This window comes from Kribbella sp. CCNWLW201, assembly GCF_037203805.1.
Lineage (GTDB): Bacteria > Actinomycetota > Actinomycetes > Propionibacteriales > Kribbellaceae > Kribbella.
Map to the genome: position 1 here is coordinate 1,628,604 of NZ_JBBCBQ010000001.1, position 19,646 is coordinate 1,648,249.

Sequence of the window (19,646 nt, forward strand, 5' to 3'; positions counted from 1 at the left end):
CATTGGACGTATGGATTTGGGGTGCATAGGCTCGCGGTGACGGGACGGAGTCGCGAGGAGGATGTTGATGCGTACGGTCGGGTTGGGGCGGACTGGGGAGCAGGTCAGCCAGCTGGCGCTGGGGGCGATGCTGATGGGTACGTCGACCGATGAGGTGACGTCGGTCGGGATGCTCGAGCGGTATCTGGAGGCCGGCGGGACGTTCATCGACACGGCTGACTGCTACGCGTGGTGGCCCGGGCCGTACACCGGGGGCGAGAGCGAGTCGCTCCTCGGGCGTTGGCTTGCCAAGTCCGGGAAGCGGGACGAGATCTTCCTGGCCACCAAGGGAAGCGCGTGGGTGCGTGATCCGGAGGCGATCCGGTCCGGAGACGGAAGCTACGAGACGATGGCGGCCCAGTGGGTGGGTGCCAGTGGTGACACGTTGCGGCAGGCGATCGACGACAGCCTGCGGAGGCTGGGGACCGACCACGTCGATCTGTACTACGTCCACGTCGACGACCGGTCCACGCCGCTGGAGGAAACGCTGGAGGCACTCGCCGAGATCGTTGCCGCCGGCAAAGCTCGGTACATTGGGTGGTCGAACGTGCGGACCTGGCGGCTCGAGCGCATCCGCGCCCTGGCCGAGAAGAACGGCTGGCCGGTGCCGGTCGCCGTACAGCAGGAGCACTCGTATCTGCGGCCGAAGGCCGGCGTCAATACTTTGTCGATTGTCGACGATGAGCAAGTCGACTATCTGCGTGCCAACGACGACCTGACCCTGGTGGCGTACTCGCCGATCCTGAAGGGCATCTACGACGACCCGGCCAAACGCGAGGGACATCAGATCATGCGGTCGTACGCCGGTCCGGACGCCGACGCCCGACTCGCCGTCCTCACCGAGGTCGCGGCCGAGCTGGACGTCACGCCGAACCAGCTCGTGATCAGCTGGCTGCTTCACCAGACCGATCCCGAACTGATCACCCTGATCGGTCCGCGCACGCCCGAGCAGCTCGAGACAGCCCTGGCCGCGGGCGACATCAAGCTGACCGGTGACCAACTGGAACGACTGGACCAAGCCAGCGCCTGATGACCGATTCGTTCAAGACGACCTCGGCGGCGGCTCGCTAACGTCGGGGGTCATGAGCACTTCACGACACCTCAGCACCCACATCGATCGGACCGCCCAGGAGGTCTACGAGTACGCGTCCAACCCGGCCAACGCGCCCGAGTGGGCGGCCGGGCTGGCCGGCTCGATCGAGCAGGTCGACGGAGACTGGGTCGCCGACTCACCGATGGGACGGATCGTCGTCAAGTTTGCCGAGAGCAATGAGTACGGCGTCCTGGACCACACCGTGACACTTCCGTCGGGCGAATCCGTCTACAATCCCATGCGCGTGATCGCCGACGGCGACGGTTGCGAAGTCGTCTTCACCGTCCGCCGTCGCGCGGACATGACCGAGGACGACTTCGCCCGCGACGCTGACGCCGTACAGGCCGATCTGGTCACCCTGAAGAACCTGCTCGAAGGTAGCTGAGCAGGTATCCGTCCGGTGATAATGTGCAGACCATTTAGCAAAATCGGTCGAGCATGGGGCGAGTCATCGGATGAGTCAGGACAGAGCCGTCGGCGGGCGGATGGGCGATTCGTCGCTGTTGCGCCGGCTGAACCTGGCCGCCGCCCTGGGCGCGTTCCTCGAGTCGGAGCCGCTGACGCTGCGCGAACTGCGCGCGGTCGTCGGCGTCTCCCGGCCGACCGCCGAGGACCTGCTCGCCGAACTGCTCACCGAGGGCCGGGTCGAGGAGACGACCCCACCTCGCCAGCCGTCCGAGGCCCGGAGCGCCGGTCGGCCGGCCCGCTACTTCCGGTTCCGCGCCGAGTCCGGGTACGTGAGCGGCCTGGACATCGGGGCACACAAGGCGATGGCCGTGGTGACCGATCTACGCGGCAGAACCCTGGCCACCCACCGCGTCGAACTCGACCCCGAGTTGCCCGCATCCGACCGCGTCCAAGCCGCAGTCGAGGCTGCCCGCATCAGTTGGTCGCAGGCCAACCTCGGGCCGGCCGACATCACCGGCATCGCCTGCGGGGTGACCGGCGCACTCCGCGCCGCCGAGGAAGTGCACGACGTCCGCGAAGGACCGTTCGGCTCAGGCCTGGCGCCGTACTCACTGCCCGGCTTCACCGAGATCGACGTGGCCGGGGAGCTATCGGGCGGACTGGGAAAGCCTGTTGCGGTGGCGAACGACGTGAAGCTCGCCGCGCTGGCCGAACACTGGAAGGGTGCGGCTCGCGAGCACCGGGACATCGTCTACATGTTCGCCGGACATCGCGCAGGCGCCGGCGTGCTGATCGACGGGCAGGTGCACCAAGGCCGGCACGGTGCGGCCGGTGAGATCGGCGTGTTCCCGATGCTCGGCTGGGAAGCGGCGATGGCGCGCCTGCACGCCCGGGGCGCCGTACTGGCTGCCGACCAAAACGTCGGCCCCGGCCGCGAGGGTGAGTTGGTGGTCGCCTCGGCCGCGAGGCAGGACCCGGAGAGCCTCGCGGTGCTGATCGAGTTCGCCGAGGCGCTCGCCCGTGGCGCGGCCGTGCTCGCCCTGGCCGTCGACCCCGAGGTGATCGTGCTCGGCGGCGGGATGTCGCGCGGCGGCGCGATCATCGCCGAGCCGTTCCGCCGGGAACTGGCCAAGCTGACGCTGGTCCCGGTGGAGGTGATCACCTCCACGATGGGCGCCGACTCGGTCGCTCTGGGCGCTGCCCGGATGGCACTGGACACGGTGATCGCCGAGCTGCTGGCGGTGCCCGGGTCTTGACCCGGCCGCCAGGACGTTGCAAAGATCGGATCTCTCAATAGGCAAGCTACTTGCCATAATTTCCCCCGCCCGTCCGGAAATGAGAACCCGATGGCCTATCGAAGGCGGTTCCACGCCGTCACCCTTGTCCTGGCCCTGCTCTCCGCCATGCTCGGCACCACCACCCCCGCCCACGCGGAGGTGGAGCATCCGCGTCAGCAGTGGCTGCGCGACTCCACCGCCGGACTGTTCCTGCACTGGGGCATGTTCACCGCGCCCCGCCACACCGACTGCGCGTCCTGGGAGCGCGATGTCACCGCCGGCGGCTGGAGCGCCGACTACTGGGTCGACGAGGCGCGCAAACTGCACGCGTCGTACATCGTGCTGGCCACCTTCCACAGCCGCCTCGGCTACGCCAGGCCGTGGCCGTCGGCCATCCCTGGTAGTTGCTCCACGCAACGAGACTTCCTGGGCGAGCTGATCGCCGCCGGCAAGGCCAAGGGCGTCCACATCCTGCTCTACATGACCGACGATCCGCAGTGGCACAACGAGGTCCCGGGCGTTCAGACACTCGATTCGGCGGCCTACTCGGCGTACAAGGGTCAGCAGGTGGATCTGACCACGCGGGACGGGTTCGGCATGTACAGCTACGACCTGTTCCACGAGGTGATGGACAACTATCCCGACTTGTCCGGCTTCTGGATCGACAACGACAACGCCTACTGGGAACGCAACGGACTCTACGAGCAGATCCGGGAGAAGCGTCCGACCTGGCTGCTCAGCAACAACAACGAAGACACGCCGATCATGGACACCGTCTCCAACGAGCAGAAGACGGGCATCACCCCGGCGTACGACTACCCGCAGGCCACCTTCACGCCGATGCCGCGGCTGGTCGAGGCGGACTACAAGCTGCCGACCGTCGGCCAGTGGTGGTACGACGGCAACGACAGCGCGGTCGACTACGGCCTGAGTGTCGGCCGGTACGTCGCCAACGCGGGCTCCTCGATCAAGTCGCTGATGGCCGAGACCGCGATGGTGAACGGCAAGTTCCCGCCGCAACAGGAGAACTTCAACAACTTCATGGCCCAGTGGCTGCCACCGATCTGGTCGTCACTGGCGAAGACCAACGGCGGCGGCTACATGTACGGGGGCATGCAGCCGGGATTCTGGAACGACGGCGCGCACGGCGTGATCACCCTCGCCGACGACGCGCGCACGCAGTACGTCCACGTACTGACCAAACCGAAGTCGCAGGACCTGGTGAGACTTCGGGACAACGGCTACCGGGTCACCGGAGTCACGGATGTCCGGACCGGCAAGCAGTTGCGCTTCAACCAGTCCGGTGGCTACCTCAGCATCCTGGGCATCACCGACTGGGACACCTACGACACCGTCTTCAAGGTGACGACGGACGGGCAGGAGGGCCTCTATCCGCAGTCGACCTTGAAGGCGACTGCCAGCGCGGGCAGTCCCGCGTCGAGCCTGGTCGACGATAGCTACCCGAGCTACTGGGACGCCAAGGGGCAACTCCCGGTCTCGGTGACACTCGACCTCGGCCGGGCGCGCAAGGCGGCGTACCTGGCGGTGAACCAGACGGAGTGGTCGCCGACCCACGCCCGCGAGTCCTTCGGTCGCCCGGAAGACTCCGCGCGGATCAAGGACTACCAGGTGTCGGTCAGCGTCGACGGCAAGACCTGGAAGTCCGTCCGGACCAGGGCGATGCCGAGCCGACGCGGGGTCCAGTTCGTTGACATCGGCAACCAGGTTGCCCGCTACATCAAGTTGGACGTGCTGAACACCTGGTCCGGCCCACAAGCGCCACCCTTCTACAAGCAGCTCAAGATCGACGAGATCAAGGTCGGCTATGCCTACCCGACCAAGCTCGCGAACCCGCTGCCACTCGAGGCCGAGCACGCATACCTCAGCGGCGCCGCACGACCCGACCCCTGCGCAGCCTGTTCAGGCTCCGCTCGAGTCACCGGCCACGGCAGCGTCACCTATAGAGATGTCCAGGCTCCCACCGCCGGAACCTACCGCCTGCAACTCGACGGTACGACGTCAGCCGCCGGCTCGTTCTCCGTCCGGGTCAATGGCAGTGCGCCGATCAAGGCAGCCCTGGACGCCGGCAACCCCGATGTCCCCGGCAGTACGGCGATCGCCGTACCACTGAATGCTGGTGCGAACACGATCCAGGTGTCGGGTACGGCGGCCCTCGATCGGATCGCGGTGGGTCCGATGCCACCGGCGTCGTACGTGCCGAAGACGACCATGGCGGTGAAGCCGTCGGGCGTGGTTTGGGTCGGTCCAGGGCAACAGTCGGTGGACATCTCGGCCGAACTGCGGCTGGACGAGGACTCGGTCGACAACGTCCGGATGACGCCGGTCGCGCCGTCGGGCTGGACGGTGACAGAAAGCCCGGTCGAGAAGTCTGGATTGCGTCTCGGCCAGACGATCGCCGGCTCGTGGACGCTCACCGGGACAGGGGCGGTGCAGGTGCCGGTCGAGGTGACGTTCGAGACCGTCGGGATTCCGAAGAAGGTGTCGAAGGTGATCCCGATCCAGGTGCGCCCGGCGGACCGGTTGTTCATGCGCGAGGCCGAGAGCTCGCTCAACCAGATCGGCAGCGCCGGCATCACGAACTGCTCGGCATGCTCGGGCAGCCAGAAGGTCCGCAACCTCGGCGGTTCGGATGACGCGCACGTGGTCTTCCCGGACGTCACCGTGGACCAGGCCGGGCAGTACACCCTCTACATCGACTACACGGTGAACGGGACGCGCTCGTACTTCGTATCCGTCAACGGCGGCGTACCGGTCGAGGCGTCGGTCACCGGTATCGGCAACGCGACCGTCCAAACCGTCACGATGCCGGTGAACCTGCAGGCCGGCGCCAACACCATCCGGATCTTCAACACCGAGGACTCCGCTCCCGACCTGGACCGCATCTCCATCGGGTAACCAGTGCTACCGGTCCCGCGCCCGACTGAGCCCGGGCGCGGGGCCGGTGCTCGAGCGGACGATGAGCTCAGGCTCGAGGACGAGCTCACGATCAGGTACGGCGTCACCCGCCGTACGAGCGATGACGCGATCGACCGCCAGCCGGGCCATCTCGTGCGGAATCTGCTGCACGCTGGTCAGATCGATCACCGGGCCATGAGCCAGGACGCTGTCGTCGAAGCCGATGATCGACACCTCCCCCGGTACGTCGATGCCCTGCTGACCGAGCACGCTCATCGCGGCCGCGGCGATGTCGTCGTTGAAGGCGATGACGGCCGTCGGCAGCTCGGCACCGTCGTCGAGCATCGCCCGGGCCCCGCGCTGCCCGTCGAGCTGGTCCTCACCGTCACACCGGACGACACGGATCTGCTTGGTCAGGCGGTGGGCACGCATGGCCTTCACGTACGCATCCCGGCGGGCGACCGCGACCAGCCCGTCCCCGCCTTGGAGATGGGCGATCCGGCGATGGCCCAGGTCGACGAGGTGCTGCACGGCCAACGCCATGCCGTGCTCGTCCGACGTACGCACGATGTCGACATCCGGATGGTCGACATGCCATCCCATCACCACCAGCGGAACACTTCCGGCCAGCAGCGGCTCGGCGACGGGTGGGCCCAGCATGATCAGGGCGTCGAACCGGAAGTCGTGGAGGGAGGCGAGCGCTCGCTTCTCGTCCCGGCTGGTGGTGAGGGCGCTGAGGACGAGATCCCAGCCGCGTTCCTCGGCCGCCGCGTAGAGACCGTCGATGAGTTCCAGGTGGAAGCGACCGGCTCGGCCGAACAGCACGCCGATGGTGTGTGCCTTGAGGCTCGCCAACGAACGGGCCCGGACGTCCGGGCGGTAGCCGAGCTGCTCGGCGACCGCGAGGATCAGCTGCCGGCTCTGCTGACTCGCTCCCGGGGCGTCCCGCATGACGATCGAGACCAGCGCCGGTGAGACGCCGGCGCGTTTGGCGACGTCCGCGAGCGTGACCCGCCGGCCGGCCCGGCCAAGCTCTCCCGCCATCGCCCTCACCACCTCCCGTTCCCGCGTCGGATCACCGTAGCGCACCCGGCACGGCAGCGTCCGAGCATCTCGCCTAGAGCGCTCTAGGTCAATAGCTCTAGAGCGCTATAGAAGATTACAACGAAGGAACCTCTAGAGCGCTCTAAAATGTCGTAACAAAGTATTGACAGCACCGAAATGTGTCGGTTCCCTGGTGACTGGCGCCACACACCGGCAACAGCTCAGGAAGCTCATGAAGGGAACACACATGCGCACCAGATGGGTCCGCGGGGCTCTCGGCGCGGTCGCAGTGGCGGCCTTGCTCCTCACCAGCGCCTGCAACAGCGGCAAACCGTCCGGCTCGGCCCCCGACGCGGCCGACGCCGGGAACGCCGGCAGTACGGCGAAGGCGGCCGCCGACACCGGGAAGGTCGCGATCTTCGTCATCGGCGGCAAGTCGGACGACCCGTTCTGGTCGAAGGTGAAACGCGGCGTCGACGACGCGGCCAAGGTGGTCCAGGCCCAGGGCGGCTCGGTCACCTTCCTCGGGCCGCAGAACTACGACAACCTCGGCCCGGACGCGGCCAAGCTGATCGACTCCGCGCTCAGTCAGGGCGCGAGCGCCGTACTCGCCCCCGACTGGGTGCCCGAGGCCGAGGACGCGGCGTTCAAACGCGTCGTCGCCAAGGGGATCCCGGCGATTGTCTACAACGCCGGCGGGATCGAGGCCGCGGACCGGGTCGGTGCGCTGAACTACATCGGCAGCGACGAGTACGCGGCCGGCAAGGCCGGGGGCGAGTTCCTGGGTAAGCAGGGCGCCAAGAACGTGCTGTGTGTCAACACAGTCCCGGGTGCGGCGAACACCGAGGCGCGCTGCCGTGGCATCGCCGACGGCGTCAAGGCCAGCGGCGGTACGTCGAAGCAACTGCCGATGCCGTCCTCGAACTTCGGCAACCCCACCGCCGTCGCCCAGGGCGTCAAGGCGGCCCTGCTCAAGGACGACACCATCGACGGTGTCGTGACCATCAGCACCCAGGACGCCGACAGTTCCTTCAGCGGTATCGAGCAGGCCGGTCTGAGCAGCAAGGTCAAGCTCGGCACGTTCGACATGGACGAGTCGCAGCTCAACCGGATCAAGGCCGGCAAGCAGCTGTTCTCGATCGATCAGCAGCCCTACATGCAGGGGTATCTGGCGGTCTCGATGGCCAACGGCTACCTCAAGTACGGCCTCGAACTGCCGCAGCGCCCGCTGCTCACCGGCCCCGCCATCATCAGCGCGGACAACGTCGACTCAGCGATCGCCGGGGCCAAGGCCGGCGTCCGGTGATCCGTGACCGATCCCGGACGGAACCAATCGAAGGTGGTATCCCCATGACAGTCCAACTGGCCGAACCGTCGCCGGCGAAGTCGCAGGCCGGGTACGGCGCGCGATCGGGGGTGTCGGTCGGCGACCTGGCGCGCCGGCCGGAGACCGGTGCCCTGATCGGAACGATCAGTGTCTTCGTGTTCTTCGCGATCTTCGGCGGCGGGCAGTTCCTCTCCGCCGGCGGCGCCGCGAGCTGGCTCAACGTGGCCGCCGAACTCGGCATCATCGCGATCCCGGTCGGCCTGCTGATGGTCGCAGGTGAGCTGGACCTGTCCGTCGGCTCGGTGCTGGCGTCGAGTTCGATGACGGTCGCGATCATCTCGGGCTACTGGGGTGCACCGGTCATCGTCGGCATCGTCGCCGCGCTCGCGCTCGGCCTGGCCGTCGGCTTCCTGAACGGCCTGCTGGTGACCCGGACGAACGTCCCTTCCTTCATCGTCACCCTCGCGACCCTGTCCGGACTCTCCGGTCTCACCCTCGGTCTGTCCCGGGTCATCACCGGTACGACGAGCGTCGCCATCGACCCCGGTCCGCCGGCCAAGCAACTGCTCGGCACGCTGGTCGGCGGCAAGTTCGAGACCGCGATCTTCTGGTGGATCGCCGCGGTCCTGGTGGTCGGCTGGCTGCTGCACGTCAGCCCGTACGGCAACTGGGTCTTCGCCGTCGGCGGCGACAAGGAGAGCGCCCGCGCCACCGGTATCCCGGTCCAGGGCGTCAAGATCACGCTCTTCATGGCCTCAGGGCTCGGGGCCGCAACGGTCGGCGTCATCCAGACGATGCTCTACAACAGCGCCCAGGTCGCGAACGGTCAGTCCTTCGTCTTCAACTCGATCATCGCGGTCGTCATCGGCGGCGTGCTGCTGACCGGCGGCTACGGCTCGGTCGTCGGCATCGTGCTCGGCACTCTCACCTTCGCCATCGTCAGCCAGGGCATCTACTACACCGGCTGGAACTCCGACTGGGCCGCACTGATCCTCGGTGTGCTGATCCTGGCCGCCGTACTGATGAACAACACGTTCCGGCGGATGGCCCTGTCCCATGCACCGAAAACAAAGAGGAAGGCGTGACCATGGCGACACCGCTGCTCGAGCTGAGGGATGTCTGCAAGTCGTTCGGCGCGACCGACGTACTGACCGACATCTCGCTGCGGGTGCACCCGGGTGAAGTCCTCTGTCTGCTGGGTGACAACGGCGCGGGCAAGTCGACGCTGATCAAGATCCTGTCGGGGGTTCACCAGCCGAGCTCGGGCACGATCGAGGCCAACGGCGAAGCCGTCGTGTTCCGGAGTCCGCGGGATGCGAGTGGGCGCGGTATCGCGACCGTGCACCAGTTCGGCGGCACGTTCCCGCTGATGTCGATCGGGCGGTCGTTCTTCGTCGGGGCCGAGCCGACCAAGTGGCGTGGGCCATTCCGCCGGTTCGACCGGAAGTTCGCCGGCGGGATCGCCGTCCAGGAGATGCAGAGTCTGGGCATCACCCGGGTGACCGACGGGGACCGCCTGGTCGGCGGGCTGTCCGGCGGCGAGCGGCAGGCGCTGGCGATCGCGCGGGCGGTGTACTTCGGCGCCAAGCTACTCATCCTCGACGAGCCGACCGCGGCACTCGGGGTGAAGGAGGCCGCACACGTCCTGCGGATCATCATGCAGGCGCGCCAGAAGGGCATCGCGGTCGTCCTGGTCACGCACCACGTCACGCATGCGATGACGGTCGGCGACCACTTCGCCGTACTGATCCGCGGCTCGCTGGCCGCTGACTTCCGCAAGGGCGAACGGTCCCGGGAAGAGATCACCGACCTGATGGCCGGCGGCGAGGCGATGGCCGAACTGGAGGCCGAGATCGAAGCATTCAACACCACCGAAGCGAAGGCAGGACAGCTGTGACCCAGAACTCTCTCGGCGTGGCAGTGATCGGTGCCGGCATGGTCGGCCGGGCGCATGCGGCGGGCTATCGCGCCGCCTCCCAGCTCTACGACCTCGACCTGCCCGAGATCCGGCTGGTCGCCGTTGCCGACGCGTACGAACCGTTCGCGGTCGACGGCGCCAAGCGGTTCGGCTACGAGCGGTCCGAGACCTCGTGGCAGGCGATCGTGGACGCGCCGGACATCGACGTCGTGTCCGTTGCCATCGCCAACGAGTTGCACCGTCCGGTGGTCGAGGCATTGCTTGCGGCCGGCAAACATGTGCTGTGCGAGAAGCCGCTGGCGCCGAGTGTCGACGACGCCAAGGCCATGGTCGCCGCGGCCGAGGCCGCGGACACCATCTCCGGGGTCGGCTTCTCGTTCCGTCGTACGCCGGGAATCAACGCCATCCGTGAACAGCTCGAAGCGATCGGGCCGGTGCGGCACTTCAACGGTCACTACTGGTGCGACTACGCACAGAACCCGGGCAACCCGATGAGCTGGCGCTACAAGGGCGGCCCTGGCAGCGGAGCTCTGGCCGACATCGGCAGCCACATGGTCGACCTCGGTGAGTACCTGTGCGGCCCGATCGCCAGCGTCAGCGGTGCGGTCTTCCAGACGTTCACCGCCGAGCGTCCGGTGCCGCTCGGCGCCACAGTTGGGCATGCGGCCGGTGCTGTCGGAGACACCTTCGAGCCGGTGGAGAACGAGGACATCGCCACCTTCACGGCAACCTTCGCAAACGGTGCCGTCGGCACCTTTTCGATCAGCCGGATCTCGCACGGCCTGCCGAACGGGCTCGGGTTCGAGGTGTTCGCCGCCGACGGCGCGGCCGCGTTCGACCTGAACCGGCCGGGCGAGTTCACCTTCGCCGACCACGGTCCCGACGGCAAGACCAACGGCTTCCGGTCGGTGCTCATCGGTCCGCAGCACCCCGGGATCGACAAGGGCATCCCGATGGACTTCCCCTCGGTCGGCCACGGCCAGAACGACCTGTTCGCCTGGCAGGCCCGGGCGTTCCTGGACCAGGTCGCCGGCCTCGGCAAGCTCCCGCCAGTGCCGTCGCTGGCCGACGGGCTGCACAACCTCGAGATCCTCGCCGCCGTCACCCAGTCCGCCCTCAACCACGGCCAGGCTGTCTCCCTCATCTGATCCGGAAAGGAACCACCGTCTATGAAGCTCGGCGCCTACACCGCCTGCCTGCACGACAAGACCCTCGACGAGGCGCTGGCGATCCTGCGCGACCTCGGCCTGACCAGCGTCGAGGTGAACGCCGGCGGGTTCATCGGTACGCCGCACTTTCCGGTCGAGCAACTGCTGGAGAGCTCGGCTGCCCGCGAGGAGTACCTGGCCGTGTTCGCGAAGTACGGCATCGAACTCACCGCTCTCAACTGCAACGGCAACCCGCTCCACCCCGACCCCGAGATCACCCACGCCGACGACCTCAAACGAAGCATCAAGCTGGCCGGCCTGCTCGGGATCAAGACCGTCATCACCATGTCCGGGCTGCCCGCCGCCGACCCCGGCGGCACCCGGCCGTCGTGGACCGTCATCCCCTGGGACAGCGTCTACAAGGAGACCCTCGACTACCAGTGGGACGAGGTCGCGGTCCCGTTCTGGACTGAGATCGAGGCCCTCGCTTCGCAGTACGACGTACGCGTCGCGATCGAGATGCACCCGCACAACCTGGTCTTCAACCCGGCGACCTTGAAGCGGCTGGTCGAGCGGACCAACGCGACCCACATCGGTGCGGAGCTGGACCCCAGTCACCTGTTCTGGCAGCACATCGACCCGATCCGGGCGATCGAGGACCTAGGCGAACTGGTGTTCTTCGCCGCGGCCAAGGACACGCTCATCCACGAGACCGCCGCGATCAACGGCGTACTGGACGACCGGTTCGAATGGATCCCGGCCGAGGAGAAGCCGCTCGGCCTGGGCGGTCACTACACCGTCACGCGTTGGCCGGCCGTCCCCGGCTGGTCGTTCGTCGCGGTCGGACGCGGCCACGACGTGGACTTCTGGGCCCGGTTCCTCACCGCACTCCACAAGGTGAACCCGCAACTGCCGGTCAACATCGAGCACGAGGACGCGTCCTTCGGCCAGATCGACGGTCTGAAGTTCGCCGCCGACAACCTGATCGCTGCCGCGGAGAAGGCCGGGGTGCTCGAATGAAGATCGCGCTCGACCCGTACATGTTCCGTACGACGCCCCTACTCGAGCTGCCCGGGCTCGTCGCCGACCTCGGCTACGAATACATCGAACTCTCGCCGCGCGACGACTTCACGCCGTTCTTCCTGCACCCCCGCGCCGACGACGGCACGGTGAAGGCGTTCAAGAAGGCGCTCGACGCGGCCGGGGTGAAGATCGCCTCGCACCTGCCGCTATACCGCTGGTCCGGACCGGAGGAGGACGAACGCCAAGCCGCGGTCCGGTACTGGAAACGCGCCATCCAGCTCACCGTCGATCTCGACTGCCGGGTGATGAACTCCGAGTTCAACGGCCGCCCCGAACAGGCCAGCCGCAGCGAAGCCATGTTCTGGAAGTCGCTGGAAGAACTGTTGCCGGTCTTCGAACGCGAGGCCGTCGAGCTGCGCCTGGAGCCGCACCCCGACGACTTCGTCGAAGACGGCCTGGTCGCGATCGACATGATCCGCGGCATCAACTCACCACTGGTGTCGTTCCTGTACTGCGCCCCACACACCTTCCACATGGGCGGCAACATGGTCGAGATCCTGGAATACGCCGGCCCACTGCTCACCCAGTTGCACCTGGCCGACTCCTTCGACCACCGCGCCTCGTCCGGGCTGCGCTACATCGTCAACCCACCCGGCTCCACCGCCCGGATCCACCAGCACCTCGACATCGGCCAGGGCGAAGTCGACTGGGACACGTTCTTCACCACGCTGGGCAAACTCGGCTTCGGTGATCGCGACGACACCATCATGACCTCGTGCGTGTTCGCCTGGGAGGACCGCGCCCGCGACTCGGCGACGTACATGCGCAAAACCATCGACCAGTATGTGAGCTCGTGGTGAGTAGAGTCGCGTGACATGGAGGCTGCGACAGCTGAGGTACAAGCGCGGGTCAGGGACAGTTTCGAGCGCCAGGGGCTGATGCATCATCTCGGTGCCAGGCTGTCGGAGATCGCGCCCGGCCGGGTGCACATCGTTCTCCCCAGCCGGCCCGAGGTGACCCAGCAGCACGGATACTTCCACGCCGGTGCCACCAGCGCGATCGCGGACAGCGCTGGTGGCTATGCGGCGTACACGCTGTTCCCCGAGGACAGTTCGGTGCTCACGGTCGAGTACAAGATCAACCTGCTGGCCCCCGCCGAAGGCGATCACCTCGAAGCCATCGGGACTGTGCTGAAGTCGGGCCGCACTCTGACCGTGTGCCGGTTGGAAGTCTTCGGGGTCCAGGGTGCCGAGCGGTCGCTGGTCGCGTCCGGCCAGCAGACGTTGATCTGCGTGGACAAGCGGCCGGAGCGCTAGCTCGGCCAGCCGGTGTAGGACTCGGCGAGGAAGCTGCGGCCGTGGTCGGAGTCGACGACGGCGGACAGTTCGCCGAGTTGGCGTCGTACGTCGAACTCCGTCGCGTCGGGCACCGCGTGCAGCAGAGTCGTCATCCAGGCCGAGAAGTACTGCGCCTTCCACACCCGCGACAGCGCGCGTGGCGTGTAGGCGTCGAGGGCTGCCTTGTCGTTCTTGAGTACGGCGCGCTCCAGCACCTCGGCCAGGACGCGTACGTCGGCGAGGGCGAGGTTGAGCCCCTTCGCGCCAGTCGGTGGGACGGTGTGTGCGGCGTCGCCGGCCAGCAGCAGGTTGCCGTGCCGGATCGGCTCACACACGTAGGAGCGGAAGGGCAGCACGGTCTTGCTGAAGATGTGGCCCTCCTTCAACCTGAAGCCGTCCTCACCGGCCAACCGTGCCTGCAACTCGGCCCAGATCCGGTCCTCGGACCAGTCGTCGACCGACTCTTCGGGAGAACACTGGAAGTACATCCGCTGCACCGAATCCGTCCGCTGACTGATCAGCGCGAAGCCGCGATCGGACCGTGTGTAGATCAACTCGGGCGCGCTCGGCGGCGCCTCGCACAGGATGCCGAACCACGCGAACGGGTACTGCCGGAAGTACTCCTGACGGTTCTCCACCGCCGACCGCGTCATACTCCGCGAGCCGTCCGCACCAACCAGTACGTCGCATCGCACCTCGTGCTCGACACCGTCGACATCGGTGAACAGCATGCCCGGCTGATCGCTGGTCAGATCCACGACGGCCGTGTCGGTGACGCCGTACCGTACGTCGCCGCCGTCGCGCTCGCGGGCGTTCGCGAGGTCGATGAAGACGTCGGTCTGGGGATAGAGCCAGGTTGATGCGCCGACCAGTCCCTGGAAGTCGATCCGGTGACTGACTCCGCCGAAGCGCAGGTCGATCCCGCGGTGCTCGTGGCCGTCGCGCAGTACCCGGTCGGACACACCTGACTCCACGAGCAGCCGGACGCTGTCGCGTTCCAGGATGCCGGCGCGGTGGGTGTGCTCGATCTCGACCCGGCTGCGCGTCTCGATCACCACCGAGTCGATCCCGGACAGGTGCAGCAGGTGGGACAACATCAGCCCGGCCGGGCCGCCACCGACGATGCCCACCGACGTACGGCCGTGCTTCATGCGTCCTCCTCGAGTACGGCGTTCGCGACCGCGAAGGCGTGGTTGGCGGCGGGGACCCCGCAGTACACGGCGGTCTGCAGGATGACCTCGGCGATCTCGTCGCGGGTCAGGCCGTTGCGGAGCGCGGCGCGGAGATGGAGTTCCAGCTCGGACCAGTGGCCGTGGGCAATCAATGCGGTGAGCGTGATGATGCTGCGGTCGCGTCGCTCGAGCCCTGGCCGGGTCCAGATCTCACCCCAGGCATAGCGGGTGATGAAATCCTGGAAGTCCTTGGTGAGTTCGGTCTTGGCCGCCTCGGCTCGGTCGACATGTGGGTCGCCGAGGACTTCCCGTCGTACCGCCATGCCCTCGTCGTACGTCATCGCGCACCTCGTTGGGTTGTGAAGAACGCTCGCAGCAACGTCGCGACCGCCTGCGGATCCTCGGCCGCGGGCAGGTGCCCACAGCCGGCCAGCATCACGCCTTCGACACTCACGACCGGGTCGTGTTCGCCTACCGCGACCAGCAGCGGGAGCTTGGCCTCGTGGTCCCGCAGATCGAACTCGGCCAGCGCCTCACACACGAGTGCGTAGGAGCCCGGGTCGGCGTCGAGCAACGAGTTGAGCAGCGCGCTGGTGATGTCGGGCCGGCGGTCCGTGAAGCCCGGCGCGAACCAGCGTTCGGCCGAACCGGACACCATGACTCCGGTTCCGGCACGCCGTACCAGCTCGGCCCGTTCCCGCCACGCCTGCGCGTCGCCGATCTTGGGCGCCGTGGCCAGCGCGGCGACCGCTTCGAAAGGGCCGGGATCAATTGCGAGCTGCAAACCCACGGCTCCGCCGACCGAGATGCCTGCGTACCAGGCGTCCCGATCCGGCAGTCCGCGTACGGCGGATGCCAGGTCAGCAAGCGTGAAGGGTTCCGACGCAGGACGGCTCCGGCCGTGTCCCGGCAGGTCCCACCCGATCACTTCAAAGTCGCCAAGCAGCTTCGCGCATTGGCCCCACAGTGCCTCGACCGAGGTACCGAGCGAGGGCCCGACGATGAGCAGGTCACCGACACCAGGCTCACCCGCGAGCCGCGTCGCCGCGACCTCAACCACGAGACGTCCAACGGGCAAGTGCGGCATCAATAAGCACATCGGACGCGCCGAGGTACGACGCCGGGTCATCCGAGGCCGCGTCCCCGGATCCCCGCTCACTCAGCAGGTCGCGCGCCGCGGACTCGGCGCGGCGGCGCATCGCGGCCGTGTCCACCTCGAGGCCGGCGACCAGCTCGGCTGCCTGGCTCGATGCCGTCATCGTCAACTCAAGCAACCGGCGCAACGCCGGCCACTCGGCATGCCAAGCGCCCGGCGACCGCTCGTCCTGACTCTCAGCCGCACACACATGCAACTGCGCACCCAACTGCGGCGCCTGCAAGGCAGCACTCCGGACCAGCACACTGAGCACCGGGTTCTGCTTGTGCGGCATCGTCGACGACCCACCGCGCCCACCAGCCGCGCCCTCCCGCACCTCCGCAACCTCCGGCCGTCCGAGCGCCAACACATCACCCGCGATATGCCCGAGCGCATCACACGTCTCCACCAACGCATCACCGAGCCGCGTCACCGGCGTACGCCGCGTGTGCCAACTCAACGAAGGTGCAGCCAACCCCAACTCGTCAGCAAACGCGCGCGCGGCCTCCACCGGATCAGCCACCAACTCCCCCGCCAGCGCCAACGTCCCAGCCGCACCACCGCACTGCACCGGAAGAACCACAGCACCCGCCGCAGCACGCGCATCCAGCACCCCGGTCAACCACTGCGCAGCCTTGAGCCCGAACGTCACCGGCACCGCGTACTGCGTCAACGTCCGACCGACCATCACCGACCCGCGATGCTCAGAAGCCAACCCCGCAAGGGAATCCGCGACCCTCGTCAGATTGTCGACAATCCGCGCCACCGCATCCCGAGCCAGCAACATCAACGCCGTGTCGAGCACGTCCTGACTGGTCAGCCCGCGATGAACCTCCACCCCCAAGTCAGCCCGAAGCGCCTGCACCAACGGCAGCACCGGATTCCCACCCGACTCCGCCTCAGCCAGATCCAGCACAACAGGCTTCTCCACAGAACCGGACAGACCGCGGACCCGCAGCCACGCCTCCTCGACCCGAACCATCGCCGCCACCAGCGCGTCGTCGTCGACCACACCGGCCGCCCGATGCGATCCAGGTTCGAGCAGCGAGGCCATCAGGAATGCCCCGGATAGGTCAGGAAGACCGTCTCGCCCGGCCCTTGCAGCCGGATGTCGAACCGCAGGCTCCCGTCGTCCTCGCGGACGGCGACCAGCGTCGTACGATCCGCCTCGTCCAGCCCCGACAGCAACGGATCGCCGGTGAGATCGCCGGGCAGGTAGATCCGCGTGAACAGCCGATTCAACAGACCACGAGCGAAAACCGTGACCGCGAAGAAAGCAGGCGCACCCGGTCGTGTCGGCCCCGGCTCGACCGTGCTGAACCAGTAGTGACCGTTCGGGTCCGTGTTGCTGCGGCCCCAGCCGGTGAAGCGCGCGCCGTCCCGACGCATCGAGCCCTCGACTTCAGGAACCACACCGGACGCGTCGGCCTGACGGATCTCGAGCAGCGCGTCGGGCATTCCATTGCCGTCGCCGTCGTACACATGGCCGTGCAACCACACCGAGCCCGGACTCCCCCGCCGTACCAACTCCCGATCTCCGGGGTAGGGCAGGGCGTAGTGGAAGAACGGACCGACGGTCTGACCAGGGGTCGCGACGAGGTCAGACATTGTCGTCCTCCTGCTCCATCGGCGTGGTGTGGCTGCCGGTCAACACGATGTCCCAGCGGTAGCCCATCAGCCATTCGTGCTGGGACAGATCGTGCTGATACGTCGCGACGAGTCGGTCGCGAGCGCTCTGATCGGGGATCGACTGGAGGATCGGATCCAATGCGAACAATGGATCGCTCGGGAAGTACATCTGGGTGACCATGCGCTGGGTGAAGTCCGTGCCGAACAGCGAGAAGTGGATGTGTGCCGGCCGCCAGGCGTTCCGGTGGTTGCGCCACGGGTAGGGCCCGGGCTTGATCGTCGTGAACGAGTACCACCCGTCGTCATCAGTCAGACAACGCCCGACCCCGGTGAAATGAGGGTCCACCGGCGCCGGGTGCTGATCACCCTTGTGGATGTACCGTCCGGCCGCGTTGGCCTGCCAGATCTCGACCAGTTGACGCCGTACCGCCCGACCGTCGCCGTCGACGACCCGGCCGCGCACCAGGATGCGTTCGCCGATCGGTTCACCACCGCGCTGGATGGTCAGATCGGACTCCAGCGCGCCGACATCCGAGTGCCCGAACACCGGCGCGACCAGCTCCGCTCCCTCCGGGTCGGCATGCCGCAGTTCCTTGGTCGGATGCCGCAGCGCCGTGCTCCGGTACGGCGGGAAGTCGAGCCGCGGCTGCTCGTCGCCGGCCCGTAGGTCGGCGTGGATCTTCTCGATCTCTTCGCTGATGGCCTGCTGGCTGATCAGAGCGTCCGGTTGGGCTGTCACGCGTTCAGGCTACGAGCCACACCCGCCGCCGGAGACCGTAGACTTCCACTGGACGGAAGGACCTTCATGGCCGGCAGAACCTCGCAACCTGGCGCCACCGTGGTGTCGCGGACGGTCGCCCTGCTCAGCGCGTTCGACGAGGCCCATCCACATCTCACCCTCACCGAGCTGGCCCGCCGCGCCGATCTCCCGCTGTCCACCGCCCACCGACTGATCGCCGAGCTCACCCGGCTCGGCGCTCTGGCCCGCACGTCCACCGGCGAATACGTTGTCGGCCCGCGGATGTGGGACGTCGGCATCCTCGCGCCGGTGCAGACCGACGTACGCGAGGTGGCATCGCCGTTCCTCCACGACCTGTACGCCGCCACACTCGCGACCGTCCACCTCGCCGTACGCGATGGAACGCGGGTGCTCTACATCGACCGCATCTCCGGTCAGCGATCGGTGCCCGTGGTCAGCAAGATCGGGTCCCGCCTGCCGTGGCACGCGACCGGGGTGGGCAAGGTCCTGATGGCTCACGCGCCTGAAGACGTCCGTGCCAAAGCGCTCGCGTCGCCGTTGAAGCGGGTCACGCCGTACACGATCACTCAGCCGTCGCGGTTGCGTGACCAGCTCGAACGCATCCTCGTCGACGGGTACGCCGCCACGGTCGAGGAGATGAGTCTGGGTGCGTGCTCGGTGGCCGTGCCGATTCACCAAGGCGACGAGGTGGTTGCCGCGCTCGGGATCGTCGTACCGAACCTCAGGCGGGACAAGGGCCGGCTCGTCGCCGCGCTCAAGGTCGCCGCGAACGGCATCGGCCGGAGCCTAGGCTGAGTCGCCTTCCAGTTCGTCGATGAGCGCCAGGCCTTTGCGGGCCCAGCGGACCTCCGCGGTGGCGCTGTCGATCAGGCCGTCGTACGCGAAGACCTTGTAGCGGACGATCCGGTCGTGCTCCTCCTCGGGGAACTTCTTCAACCGGTACTGCAGCGTCGGGTGGGTGTGGTCGATCAGCGACTGCCGCGTCTCCTTCAGCATCTGCAGATGCTGTGACCAGTACTCGAGGTGCCGCCGCAGCTGGTCCCGGGCCGCGTCCGGATCGGCCCATTCGAGGTACGCCGACTTGAGGTACGCCGGATCGCGCTGCCGCCGGATCACCAGCGGCTCGTTGATCCACTCCCGGAACGCCGCGGTGCCCGCGTCGGTGATCCGGTACTCCTTCTTGGTCCCCTTCGGCCCCCACGGCACCGTCTCGCTCTCGATCAGCCCGTCGCGCTCCATCCGGTTCAGCTCGGGGTAGATCTGCGAGTCCGGTGCGTACCAGACGTGCGCGACCGACTGACTGAAGTGCTTGGACAGGTCGTAGCCCGTCATCGGCCGCGACGTCAGCAAGGCCAGCAGGGCGTACCGCAACGACATGGTCCGGAGTCTAGCCAATACCTATCGCGATAGGTATTGTGAG

At 67.4% G+C, this 19,646-nt stretch carries 20 protein-coding genes; 12 read left to right on the plus strand and 8 right to left on the minus strand.

The genetic code is table 11. From position 1 onward, the window contains the following. The first annotated feature begins 67 nt into the window (after window positions 1-67). From V9K99_RS07840 to V9K99_RS07855, 4 genes are all read left to right on the plus strand, one after another. Window positions 68-1,069 (plus strand): aldo/keto reductase, encoded by a 1,002-nt coding sequence (locus V9K99_RS07840; protein WP_337323059.1) that lies wholly within the window; start codon window positions 68-70, stop codon window positions 1,067-1,069. 52 nt (window positions 1,070-1,121) lie between these two features. After that, entirely contained in the window at window positions 1,122-1,517 is a 396-nt protein-coding gene (locus V9K99_RS07845) for an SRPBCC family protein (RefSeq protein WP_337323058.1), read from the plus strand. Between the two features lie 70 nt (window positions 1,518-1,587). After that, window positions 1,588-2,796, plus strand: a complete 1,209-nt coding sequence (locus tag V9K99_RS07850; protein ID WP_337323057.1) for an ROK family protein — start codon at window positions 1,588-1,590, stop codon at window positions 2,794-2,796. A gap of 90 nt (window positions 2,797-2,886) precedes the next feature. Beyond that, window positions 2,887-5,733 (plus strand): CBM35 domain-containing protein, encoded by a 2,847-nt coding sequence (locus V9K99_RS07855; protein ID WP_337323056.1) that lies wholly within the window; start codon window positions 2,887-2,889, stop codon window positions 5,731-5,733. 6 nt (window positions 5,734-5,739) lie between these two features. Here the strand turns inward: V9K99_RS07855 and V9K99_RS07860 are convergent, their stop codons facing one another. Next, window positions 5,740-6,777, minus strand: coding sequence for a LacI family DNA-binding transcriptional regulator (locus V9K99_RS07860; RefSeq protein WP_337323055.1), 1,038 nt, complete (start codon window positions 6,775-6,777; stop codon window positions 5,740-5,742). A 247-nt stretch (window positions 6,778-7,024) separates the two neighbouring features. Here V9K99_RS07860 and V9K99_RS07865 point away from each other — a divergent pair, with 247 nt between their 5' ends. The 7 genes from V9K99_RS07865 to V9K99_RS07895 are packed head-to-tail and all read left to right on the plus strand — an operon-like array spanning window position 7,025 to window position 13,509. After that, window positions 7,025-8,083, plus strand: coding sequence for a sugar ABC transporter substrate-binding protein (locus tag V9K99_RS07865; RefSeq protein WP_337323054.1), 1,059 nt, complete (start codon window positions 7,025-7,027; stop codon window positions 8,081-8,083). Window positions 8,084-8,127: 44 nt separating this feature from the next. Continuing rightward, a complete protein-coding gene (locus V9K99_RS07870; RefSeq protein ID WP_337323053.1) occupies window positions 8,128-9,189 on the plus strand; it encodes an ABC transporter permease in 1,062 nt (353 codons plus the stop codon). 2 nt (window positions 9,190-9,191) lie between these two features. Beyond that, window positions 9,192-10,001 (plus strand): ATP-binding cassette domain-containing protein, encoded by an 810-nt coding sequence (locus tag V9K99_RS07875; protein WP_337323052.1) that lies wholly within the window; start codon window positions 9,192-9,194, stop codon window positions 9,999-10,001. After that, window positions 9,998-11,170 (plus strand): Gfo/Idh/MocA family protein, encoded by a 1,173-nt coding sequence (locus V9K99_RS07880; RefSeq protein WP_337336377.1) that lies wholly within the window; start codon window positions 9,998-10,000, stop codon window positions 11,168-11,170. Before V9K99_RS07875 ends, V9K99_RS07880 begins: the two co-directional genes overlap by 4 nt. 21 nt (window positions 11,171-11,191) lie before the next feature. Then, window positions 11,192-12,190 (plus strand): sugar phosphate isomerase/epimerase family protein, encoded by a 999-nt coding sequence (locus V9K99_RS07885; protein ID WP_337323050.1) that lies wholly within the window; start codon window positions 11,192-11,194, stop codon window positions 12,188-12,190. After that, a complete protein-coding gene (locus tag V9K99_RS07890) occupies window positions 12,187-13,053 on the plus strand; it encodes a sugar phosphate isomerase/epimerase family protein (protein WP_337323049.1) in 867 nt (288 codons plus the stop codon). Before V9K99_RS07885 ends, V9K99_RS07890 begins: the two co-directional genes overlap by 4 nt. A 15-nt stretch (window positions 13,054-13,068) precedes the next feature. Beyond that, complete coding sequence (locus tag V9K99_RS07895) at window positions 13,069-13,509, plus strand: PaaI family thioesterase (protein WP_337323048.1); 441 nt, start codon at window positions 13,069-13,071, stop codon at window positions 13,507-13,509. Here the strand turns inward: V9K99_RS07895 and V9K99_RS07900 are convergent. The 6 genes from V9K99_RS07900 to pcaH are packed head-to-tail and all read right to left on the minus strand — an operon-like array spanning window position 13,506 to window position 18,205. Next, window positions 13,506-14,681 carry a 4-hydroxybenzoate 3-monooxygenase gene (locus tag V9K99_RS07900; protein ID WP_337323047.1) on the minus strand — a complete coding sequence of 392 codons (1,176 nt, stop codon included), beginning with the start codon at window positions 14,679-14,681 and terminating at the stop codon, window positions 13,506-13,508. The genes V9K99_RS07895 and V9K99_RS07900 overlap by 4 nt on opposite strands. After that, the gene (gene pcaC, locus V9K99_RS07905; protein WP_337323046.1) at window positions 14,678-15,043 is read right to left on the minus strand and encodes a 4-carboxymuconolactone decarboxylase; all 366 of its coding nucleotides are present in this window, start codon (window positions 15,041-15,043) and stop codon (window positions 14,678-14,680) included. Before pcaC ends, V9K99_RS07900 begins: the two co-directional genes overlap by 4 nt. Then, window positions 15,040-15,762 (minus strand): alpha/beta fold hydrolase, encoded by a 723-nt coding sequence (locus V9K99_RS07910; RefSeq protein WP_337323045.1) that lies wholly within the window; start codon window positions 15,760-15,762, stop codon window positions 15,040-15,042. The genes pcaC and V9K99_RS07910 overlap by 4 nt, the downstream gene beginning before the upstream one ends. Further along, the gene (locus tag V9K99_RS07915; protein WP_337323044.1) at window positions 15,755-16,891 is read right to left on the minus strand and encodes a lyase family protein; all 1,137 of its coding nucleotides are present in this window, start codon (window positions 16,889-16,891) and stop codon (window positions 15,755-15,757) included. Before V9K99_RS07915 ends, V9K99_RS07910 begins: the two co-directional genes overlap by 8 nt. Continuing rightward, window positions 16,891-17,445: a protocatechuate 3,4-dioxygenase subunit alpha gene (gene pcaG / locus V9K99_RS07920; RefSeq protein WP_337323043.1), complete on the minus strand. Its 555-nt coding sequence runs from the start codon at window positions 17,443-17,445 to the stop codon at window positions 16,891-16,893. The genes V9K99_RS07915 and pcaG overlap by 1 nt, the downstream gene beginning before the upstream one ends. Continuing rightward, window positions 17,438-18,205, minus strand: coding sequence for a protocatechuate 3,4-dioxygenase subunit beta (gene pcaH / locus V9K99_RS07925; protein WP_337323042.1), 768 nt, complete (start codon window positions 18,203-18,205; stop codon window positions 17,438-17,440). The genes pcaG and pcaH overlap by 8 nt, the downstream gene beginning before the upstream one ends. A gap of 66 nt (window positions 18,206-18,271) precedes the next feature. On the opposite strand from pcaH, the gene V9K99_RS07930 reads away from it, so the two are divergent. Further along, complete coding sequence (locus V9K99_RS07930; protein WP_337323041.1) at window positions 18,272-19,021, plus strand: IclR family transcriptional regulator; 750 nt, start codon at window positions 18,272-18,274, stop codon at window positions 19,019-19,021. Here the strand turns inward: V9K99_RS07930 and V9K99_RS07935 are convergent. Next, window positions 19,013-19,603, minus strand: coding sequence for a PadR family transcriptional regulator (locus V9K99_RS07935; RefSeq protein WP_337323040.1), 591 nt, complete (start codon window positions 19,601-19,603; stop codon window positions 19,013-19,015). The two genes, V9K99_RS07930 and V9K99_RS07935, sit on opposite strands and share 9 nt — an antisense overlap. Window positions 19,604-19,646: the final 43 nt, after the last annotated feature.